At 54.7% G+C, this 8916-nt stretch carries 9 protein-coding genes; 6 read left to right on the top strand and 3 right to left on the bottom strand.

Annotated elements, in window-relative coordinates; all coding sequences use genetic code 11:
* The first annotated feature begins 32 nt into the window (after positions 1-32).
* Together HED65_RS05530 and trhP are read left to right on the top strand one after the other, a co-directional pair.
* Positions 33-365, top strand: coding sequence for a YegP family protein (locus HED65_RS05530; protein WP_114977754.1), 333 nt, complete (start codon positions 33-35; stop codon positions 363-365).
* Between the two features lie 155 nt (positions 366-520).
* The gene (trhP, locus tag HED65_RS05525) at positions 521-1882 is read left to right on the top strand and encodes a prephenate-dependent tRNA uridine(34) hydroxylase TrhP (RefSeq protein WP_049008242.1); all 1362 of its coding nucleotides are present in this window, start codon (positions 521-523) and stop codon (positions 1880-1882) included.
* A 162-nt stretch (positions 1883-2044) separates the two neighbouring features.
* Here the strand turns inward: trhP and HED65_RS05520 are convergent, their stop codons facing one another.
* On the bottom strand, positions 2045-2545 hold the full coding sequence (locus tag HED65_RS05520; protein ID WP_114977753.1) for a 2-thiouracil desulfurase family protein: 501 nt from the start codon (positions 2543-2545) through the stop codon (positions 2045-2047).
* A 141-nt stretch (positions 2546-2686) separates the two neighbouring features.
* On the opposite strand from HED65_RS05520, the gene yegS reads away from it, so the two are divergent.
* Positions 2687-3586 (top strand): lipid kinase YegS, encoded by a 900-nt coding sequence (gene yegS, locus HED65_RS05515; RefSeq protein ID WP_114977752.1) that lies wholly within the window; start codon positions 2687-2689, stop codon positions 3584-3586.
* A 69-nt stretch (positions 3587-3655) separates the two neighbouring features.
* Here yegS and fbaB read toward each other — a convergent pair whose 3' ends face one another.
* Complete coding sequence (gene fbaB, locus HED65_RS05510; protein ID WP_114977751.1) at positions 3656-4708, bottom strand: class I fructose-bisphosphate aldolase; 1053 nt, start codon at positions 4706-4708, stop codon at positions 3656-3658.
* A gap of 250 nt (positions 4709-4958) precedes the next feature.
* Between fbaB and HED65_RS05505 the strand changes: the two genes are divergently transcribed.
* Genes HED65_RS05505 through HED65_RS05495 form a run of 3 tightly spaced genes read left to right on the top strand, consistent with a single transcriptional unit; the run spans position 4959 to position 8187 of the window.
* On the top strand, positions 4959-6236 hold the full coding sequence (locus tag HED65_RS05505) for a nucleoside permease (RefSeq protein WP_114977750.1): 1278 nt from the start codon (positions 4959-4961) through the stop codon (positions 6234-6236).
* Positions 6233-7237 carry an ADP-ribosylglycohydrolase family protein gene (locus tag HED65_RS05500; protein WP_114977749.1) on the top strand — a complete coding sequence of 335 codons (1005 nt, stop codon included), beginning with the start codon at positions 6233-6235 and terminating at the stop codon, positions 7235-7237. Before HED65_RS05505 ends, HED65_RS05500 begins: the two co-directional genes overlap by 4 nt.
* Positions 7234-8187, top strand: a complete 954-nt coding sequence (locus HED65_RS05495) for a PfkB family carbohydrate kinase (protein WP_114977748.1) — start codon at positions 7234-7236, stop codon at positions 8185-8187. The genes HED65_RS05500 and HED65_RS05495 overlap by 4 nt, the downstream gene beginning before the upstream one ends.
* Here the strand turns inward: HED65_RS05495 and HED65_RS05490 are convergent.
* Positions 8161-8907, bottom strand: a complete 747-nt coding sequence (locus HED65_RS05490) for a GntR family transcriptional regulator (RefSeq protein ID WP_114977747.1) — start codon at positions 8905-8907, stop codon at positions 8161-8163. The genes HED65_RS05495 and HED65_RS05490 overlap by 27 nt on opposite strands.
* Positions 8908-8916 lie beyond the last annotated feature (9 nt).

The following is an 8916-nucleotide window of genomic DNA, read 5'->3' as shown; positions in this document are numbered from 1 at the left end:
CTGATAAATTCACTTTCGATCAAGGAGTTCTTATGTCTGGTTGGTTCGAATTAAGCAAAAGTAGTGATGGTCAGTTCAGGTTCGTTCTTAAAGCAGGGAACGCAGAAACCATTCTTACCAGTGAGCTTTACACCACCAAAAGTGCCGCTGAAAACGGTATTGCCTCCGTGCGCTCAAACAGCCCGTTGGAGGAACGTTATGAGAAGAAAACAGCCTCTAACGGCAAATTTTATTTCAACCTCAAAGCGGGCAATCATCAGGTGATTGGCAGCAGCCAGATGTACGCATCTGAGCAATCGCGGGATAAGGGCATTGCATCAGTGAAAACTAATGGTCCGAGCCTGACCGTAAAAGACAACACCTGACACAGTTTAAACTCGCCGGGTTAGTGGCGTAACGCCCCGGCGCTTTACCTCCCCGTCCCGCAGCGCTACAATGCCCGCCCTTAAAGTGGGGGATCTCCCCTTACCGCTGCACCAGGTGCACGCGGATCTGACCTGTCATCAGAACGAGAACAAACATGTTTAAACCGGAACTCCTTTCCCCGGCGGGAACGCTGCAAAATATGCGTTACGCTTTCGCTTATGGTGCCGATGCTGTTTACGCGGGCCAACCGCGCTACTCGCTGCGCGTGCGCAACAACGAATTCAACCACGAGAACCTCCAGCTTGGCATCAACGAAGCGCATGCCCTGGGTAAAAAATTCTACGTGGTGGTGAACATCGCACCGCACAACGCCAAGCTGAAAACGTTCATCCGTGACCTGAAGCCGGTGGTGGATATGGGGCCGGACGCGCTAATTATGTCGGACCCGGGTTTAATCATGCTGGTTCGGGAGAACTTCCCGGAGATGGACATTCACCTCTCCGTACAGGCTAACGCCGTCAACTGGGCGACGGTGAAGTTCTGGAAGCAGATGGGACTGACCCGCGTCATTCTGTCGCGAGAACTCTCTCTGGAAGAGATCGAAGAGATCCGCACCCAGGTGCCGGATATGGAAATCGAAATCTTTGTTCACGGCGCGCTGTGCATGGCTTACTCCGGCCGCTGCCTGCTCTCAGGCTATATCAACAAGCGTGACCCGAACCAGGGTACCTGCACCAACGCCTGCCGCTGGGAGTATAACGTCCAGGAAGGCAAAGAAGATGACATCGGCAACATCGTTCACAAGCATGAGCCGATCCCGGTAACCAACGTTGAGCCGACGCTGGGCATCGGCGCGCCAACCGACAGCGTGTTTATGATTGAAGAAGCCAAACGTCCGGGCGAGTACATGACCGCTTTTGAAGACGAGCACGGCACCTACATCATGAACTCGAAAGATCTGCGCGCTATCGCCCACGTTGAGCGTCTGACCCAGATGGGCGTGCACTCTCTGAAAATTGAGGGTCGCACCAAATCCTATTACTACTGCGCGCGTACCGCCCAGGTCTACCGCAAGGCCATCGACGATGCCGCCGCCGGTAAACCGTTCGATACCAGCCTGCTGGAAACCCTGGAAGGCCTGGCGCACCGCGGCTATACCGAAGGCTTCCTGCGTCGTCACACCCACGACGACTACCAGAACTACGAGCACGGCTACTCCGTATCCGAGCGCCAGCAGTTTGTCGGCGACTTCACCGGCGAGCGCAAAGGCGCACTGGCTGCCGTGGCGGTAAAAAACAAGTTCACCAAAGGCGACAGCCTGGAGCTGATGACCCCGCAGGGCAACATGAACTTTACGCTGGAACACCTGGAAAACGGCAAAGGTGAAGCGATTGAAGTTGCACCGGGTGACGGTCATACCGTCTGGCTGCCGGTTCCGGAAGAGGTGGAGCTGAAGTTCGCCCTGCTGATGCGTAATTTCGATGGCGAAAGCACTCGAAACCCACACAGCAAATAGTTAATCAGGGGAATTTTTTCACGCTGGGATAATTCTTAGAATCGGATCACATACCGCTTCGTTCAATACGGGTATTATCCTCAGCGCTGAAAAACATAACCCATAAATGCTAGCTGTACCAGGAACCACCTCCTTAGCCTGCGTAATCTCCCTTACGCGGGCTTATTTTTTTCCTTCTCTCTCCTCAACCCAGGCAATAAGCTCGTCGATTTGCCACTCTGTGAACACAGCTATCCCGTGCTCTGCCAGCAGCGATGCCGCAACCCCCATCCCCGCTTTATGTATGCCGCGAAACGATCCGTCGTAGATAAACTGACTGCCACACGTTGGACTGCCATCGGTTAACAATGCAGCGCGACACCCCGACGCCTGAGCAGTGCGTAGCGCGAGCCAGGCTGCGAGCTGATAATGCTCAGTCACATCCTGCCCGGTATTTTCAATAATTCTGGCTTGCCCGCGCATCACGTCATTACCATCAGCGGACATAATCTCTGCCGGAGGACGAGGTACAGGCAACCCAGCAGCAAGCTCAGGGCAGTGGATAACCAGACGTTGTTCCTGTTGCCAGTGAGCAAGTTGCTCACTCATTCGCGCTTTTTCACGTCCGTTATAGCGGACCCGGAAGCCCATCAGGCAAGCGCTTACCAGAATTTTATTCATCATCACTTTCCTGCGATTACATTAATATCAGCGCTGGAGTGTAACTCGATTTCGCGCCTGGTTTGTTCCTTTCATCCTGTTCTTACGCGCTTTTTTCCTCCCTGCTATACACTCTTACTAACGCTAAAAAAGGGAGCAGCGCGGATGGCAACCTATCCAGACAGTTTATTGATTCTCAATGGCAAAAGTGCAGGCAACGATCTGTTGCGTCAGGCAATTCAGGGTTTGCGTAAAGACGGTGCGCATATCCACGTGCGAGTGACATGGGAAAAAGGCGACGCGGCACGTTATATCAATGAAGCGCTCGGCTTGGGTGTCAAAACCATTATTTCCGGCGGCGGTGATGGCACCATCAATGAGATCGCGTCTGCCCTGTTTGATTTAAGCCAGACCAACCGCCCGGTGATGGGCATTTTACCGCTCGGCACCGCCAATGATTTTGCCACCAGCGTTGGGATCCCGGCAGATTTAGAGAAAGCACTCCAGTTGGCGATCCTCGGTAAAGCCACCGCCGTGGATATTGCCCAGGTGAATGACAAAACCTGCTTTATCAATATGGCGACCGGTGGATTCGGCACGCGCATCACCAGCGAAACGCCGGAAAAACTAAAAGCGGCGCTGGGCGGTGTTTCATACCTGATCCATGGACTGATGCGGATGGACACCCTGAAGCCAGACCGCTGTGAAATTCGCGGTGAAGATTTTCAGTGGCAAGGTGACGCGCTGGTGATTGGTATCGGTAATGGTCGTCAGGCAGGCGGTGGGCAGCAGCTTTGCCCGGAAGCGCTGATTAATGACGGTCAGTTGCAGCTGCGTATTTTCACGGGTGATGGGCTGCTGCCCGCACTGTTTACCACATTGACCCGTCCGGAGGAGAGCCCGAATATTATTGACGGGAAGTCAGCATGGTTTGAAGTGAATGCTCCGCACGGGATGACGTTTAATCTGGACGGAGAGCCATTGAGCGGGAAGCATTTCCGCATAGAAGTTTTGCCCGGCGCGCTACAATGCAGATTACCGCCGGATTGTGCGCTTCTGCGCTGATGTTTTACACAGTGCACGATGATGCCCTCCCCCCAACCCTCTCCCACCGGGGAGAGGGAGATGGAGGCGTCAGGCAATCGTTACTTTGCTGTCCAGATACACATCCTGAACGGCATTGATCAGTTTTACCCCATCGGCCATTGATTTCTTAAACGCTTTACGGCCCAGGATCAGCCCCATACCGCCAGCGCGTTTATTGATCACGGCCGTACGCACCGCGTCGGACAAGTCGGTATCACCACCCGCCGCACCACCGGAGTTGATAAGCCCCGCGCGTCCCATATAGCAGTTCGCCAGTTGGTAGCGCACCAGGTCGATAGGGTTATCGCTGGTCAGCTTGCTGTAGACACGGTCATCGGTGTAACCAAAGTTTACCGCTTTGTATCCGCCGTTATTCTCGGCCATTTTCTGCTTCACGATATCTGCGCCAATAGTCGCCGCCAGATGATTCGCCTGTCCGGTCAGGTCTGCGGATACGTGGTAATCCACCCCGTCTTTTTTGAACGCCGAATTACGCAGGTACGCCCACAGCACGGTCACCAACCCAAGATCATGCGCGCGTTCAAAGGCTGCGGAGATTTCTTCAATCTGACGGCGAGACTGCTCTGAACCGAAGTAGATGGTCGCCCCGACGGCTACCGCGCCCATATTGAACGCCTGCTCGACGCTGGCGTAGAGGGTCTGGTCATATTCTGTCGGGTAGCTGAGGGTTTCGTTATGGTTCAGCTTCACGAGGAACGGAATTCGGTGGGCATAGCGACGCGAAACGGAGGCCAGCACGCCGTAGGTCGACGCCACACAGTTACAGCCCGCTTCAATCGCCAGCTCAACAATGTTCTTAGGATCGAAATAGAGCGGATTCGCCGCAAAAGATGCACCGGCTGAATGTTCAACCCCCTGATCTACCGGAAGGATAGAGAGATACCCGGTGCCGCCGAGTCTCCCGGTGTTGTAGAGCGTCTGCATATTTCTCAGGACCGCAGGCGGACGGTTGTTATCAACCATTACGCGGTCAACATAGTCGTGACCAGGCAGATAAAGCTGGTCGGCTGGAATGGTCATACAACGATGCTGTAAAAGGCTGTCGGCGTCTTTGCCAAGCAACTGCGCAATATCAGTCATGTGATACTCCCGTAAGTCCGACGTCATGTCGGTGAATGTAATCCATTCCCACATATTTGCGGGCAGACTAAGCCTGGTACCGACTTAACAGATTTTCCACCTTTTGCATTTTTTTTCAGCGCAATCTGCTGGCTCGTTTCGCGTACAACAAAACTGTTACACTGATCAAACAATCGCCACAAAGGTATTTAAAAGGTATCACTGAATGGTATGTTAAAGGCGTACCCTCTCTGACATGCAGGATTAAAAAATGAAAACGAAAGTCCAACTGTCATTCATGATGTTTATTGAATGGTTTATCTGGGGCGCGTGGTTTGTGCCGCTGTGGCTGTGGCTGAGCAAAAGCGGTTTTACCGCCGGAGAAATTGGCTGGTCTTATGCCTGTACCGCCATCGCGGCCATCCTCTCACCGATTCTTGTCGGCTCGTTGACAGACCGTTTCTTCGCCGCGCAGAAAGTACTGGCGGTGCTGATGTTTGCCGGTGCTATTCTGATGTACTTCGCCGCACAGCAAACCCAGTTCAGCACCTTCTTCCCACTGCTGCTGGTTTACTCTCTGACCTATATGCCCACTATCGCATTGACTAACAGTATTGCCTTCGCCAACGTGGACGACGTCGAGGCCGATTTCCCGCGTATCCGCGTGATGGGGACGATCGGCTGGATTGCCTCCGGTCTGGCATGCGGGTTCTTGCCGCAGATGCTGGGCTTTAGCGATATTTCCGATACCAATATTCCGCTGTTGATGACCGCAGCCAGCTCCGCCCTGCTCGGCGTATTCGCTCTGTTCCTGCCGAACACGCCGCCGAAAAGTACCGGCAAGCTGGATTTCAAAGTGATGCTGGGGCTGGATGCGCTGATCCTGCTGCGCGACAAAAACTTCCTGGTGTTCTTCTTCTGCTCGTTCCTGTTCGCCATGCCGCTGGCCTTCTATTACATCTTCGCTAACGGCTATCTCACCGAAGTGGGGATGAAAAACGCCACTGGCTGGATGACGCTCGGTCAGTTCTCCGAAATCTTCTTTATGCTGGCGCTGCCGTTCTTCACCAAACGCTTTGGTATTAAGAAGGTCTTACTGTTGGGTCTGATCACCGCCGCTATCCGCTATGGTTTCTTCGTTTACGGCGGTGCGGAACAGTACTTCACTTATGCCCTGCTGTTCCTCGGCATTCTGCTGCACGGCGTGAGCTACGACTTCTACTACGTAACCGCGTATATCTACGTGGATAAAAAAGCGCCGGTTCATATGCGCACCGCCGCGCAAGGCCTGATTACGCTGTGCTGTCAGGGGTTTGGTAGCCTGCTGGGTTACCGCCTTGGCGGCGTGATGATGGAAAAAATGTTCGCATACAAAGAGCCGGTGAATGGGCTGACCTTCAACTGGGCCGGAATGTGGGCATTCGGAGGGATCATGATTGCCGTGATCGCCGTGCTGTTTATGCTGTTTTTCCGCGAATCGGATAAAGAGATCACCGCAATTGAGGTGGTTGATGGCGATGCCGCGCTGACACAAGGGGAAGTAAAATGAAACAAGAACGTGTTCTCGGTGCCCTTTATGGGCAGGCGTTAGGGGATGCAATGGGCATGCCGTCGGAGCTGTGGCCGAGAAAGCGCGTCAAAGCGCACTTTGGCTGGATAGACCGCTTCTTACCTGGTCCGGCGGAGAATAATGCGGCCTGTTATTTTAAGCAGGCCGAGTTCACCGATGACACCTCCATGGCACTATGTCTGGCGGATGCGATTATCGAATGTGATGGGGAGATTAACGCAGACGTTATCGGCAAACATATTCTGCACTGGGCGCTCGATTTCGACGCGTTTAATAAAAACGTGCTCGGCCCGACATCAAAAATAGCGCTTAACGCCATCCGCGACGGGAAGCCCGTGAGCGAACTGGAAAACAATGGTGTTACCAATGGGGCAGCTATGCGTGCCTCCCCGTTGGGTTGTCTGTTACCCGCCACGCGCCTTGAGCATTTTGTAGAACAGGTGGCGCTGGCTTCCAGCCCGACCCATAAATCGGATCTCGCGATTGCCGGCGCGGTGGTGATTGCCTGGGCGGTTTCGCGCGCCATCGACGGTGAACGCTGGCAGAACATCGTCGATGCCCTGCCGGGCATCGCTCGTTATGCACAGGAGGCGAAAACCACCACCTTCAGCGCATCGCTCGCGGCACGTATTGAGCTGGCGCTTAAGACCGTACGTGAAGCCAATGGTATCGACTCCGCCAGCGAGCAGATTTATCAGCTCGTTGGCGCAGGAACCAGCACCATTGAGTCCGTTCCGGCGGCCATTGCGATGGTTGAACTGGCGGAAACCGACCCAAACCGTTGCGCCATTTTATGTGCCAACCTGGGCGGTGATACGGACACCATTGGCGCAATGGCGACGGCCATCTGCGGCGCACTGCACGGCGTGCAGGCTATTGACCCGCAGCTGAAAGCGGAACTCGACGCTGTAAACCAGCTCGATTTTGGTCGCTATTGCGAGAAACTGCTGCACTTCCGGGAGCAAAGGGAGGGCGTATGAATTCGTTTGCCCAACACCTTAAAACATTGCACGCGACACGACCGGTGACGGTGCTGGGTGCAGCGGTCATTGACGTTATCGCCGATGCCTACGCCCTGCCCTGGCGCGGGTGCGATATCGAGCTTAAACAGCAGGGCGTCAATATCGGCGGCTGTGCGCTAAACATTGCCATAGCCCTTAAACGGCTCGGCATCGCGTCGCAAAATGCACTTCCCGTCGGCCATGGCGTGTGGGCGGATATTATCCGTAACGCCATGGCAAAACAGGATCTGCACAGCGCCGTGGACGCCGAAACCGGCGATAACGGCTGGTGTCTGGCGCTGGTAGAACCGGATGGCGAACGCACTTTTATGTCGTTTAGCGGTGTGGAGAATCAGTGGCAACAGCACTGGCTGGATGCACTTCACGTGCCGCCAGCAAGCCTGGTATATCTCTCCGGCTATCAACTGGCATCGCCGTGCGGCGAGCTCCTGACGGCCTGGCTGGAAGGGTTACAGGCGATCACCGCCTTTATTGATTTTGGCCCCCGCATCGCCGATATTCCTGACGCACTAATGGCGCGAATTATGGCCTGTAAACCGCTCGTCTCGCTTAATCGCCAGGAAGCGCAGATTGCTGCTGAACGATTTGATATGACGCCTGCATGCTTAGGAACACAGTGGCAACAGCGTTTTGGCTCGGCGCTAATCATTCGCCACGACAAAGACGGCGCGGCCTGGTATGACGATGACGCCTCAGGTTCTGTTCCGGCGTTTCCCGCCACCGTGGTCGACACAATCGGCGCAGGCGACAGTCATGCAGGCGGAACGCTTGCCGGGCTGGCTACAGGGTGGAGTCTTGCAGATTCTGTTCTGCTGGGTAATGCGGTAGCCGCCTGGGTAGTCAGCCACCGTGGCGGTGATTGTGCCCCCACTCGCGAGGAATTACTCCTCGCACACAAAGACATATAGGTCGCTGCGACAGTAGCTGATGCTGTACTCAATCGGCCGGTGCTGCTGATCAAGTGCAACCTGCTTGATCACCAGCACCGGAATTTTGTCATCCATCTTTATATGTGCCTGAAATTCGCTGTCCGGCATGCGGGCGCTAACCCGTGAACGGGTACGCTGCGGGAAGATGTTCTGGCTGCGAAAATAGTCATACAGCGAGATGCCAATGGCATCCGGATCGTGAATCAGCCCCACCGGAACCCACGACTCTTCAATCGACACCGCATCATCGTCAACATAGCGAATACGCTTAAGCAGAAAGACCTCGCTATCCGGTTCCACCGACAACTGGCTGGCTACCTCTTCCGGACACTTCACCACGCGTTTATTCACCCACAGCGTGTTGGGTTTTTTACCGCGTAACACCACCTGCTGAGAGAAACCGCGCGCTTCTTTGAGCGAATATTCAAAGATGTTGTTAATTTGCGTCCCGTAGCCCCGGGCACGCGTCACCACCCCTTCGGATTCCAGCGCCTGCATCGCTTTGCGCACAGTAATGCGCGACACACCGGTTAACTGGCTCAGGTCACGCTCCCCGGGCAGGATATTGCCATGCTCCAGCACCCCGCTGCGCACCGCGTTTTTTACCGTTTCGGCAAATTTCAGATACAGCGGTGTATTGTCGGGCGCGGCGATCCGTTCATTCAGTTGATCGATTAACCGGGTATGCGCTTGTTCCATCTCTGTTTT

Origin of the sequence: Pantoea sp. LS15 (assembly GCF_012241585.1) — a bacterium.
Classification (GTDB): domain Bacteria; phylum Pseudomonadota; class Gammaproteobacteria; order Enterobacterales; family Enterobacteriaceae; genus Enterobacter.
Note: the sequence above shows the minus strand (reverse complement) of the source record. Positions and strands in the feature narration are given on the sequence as shown.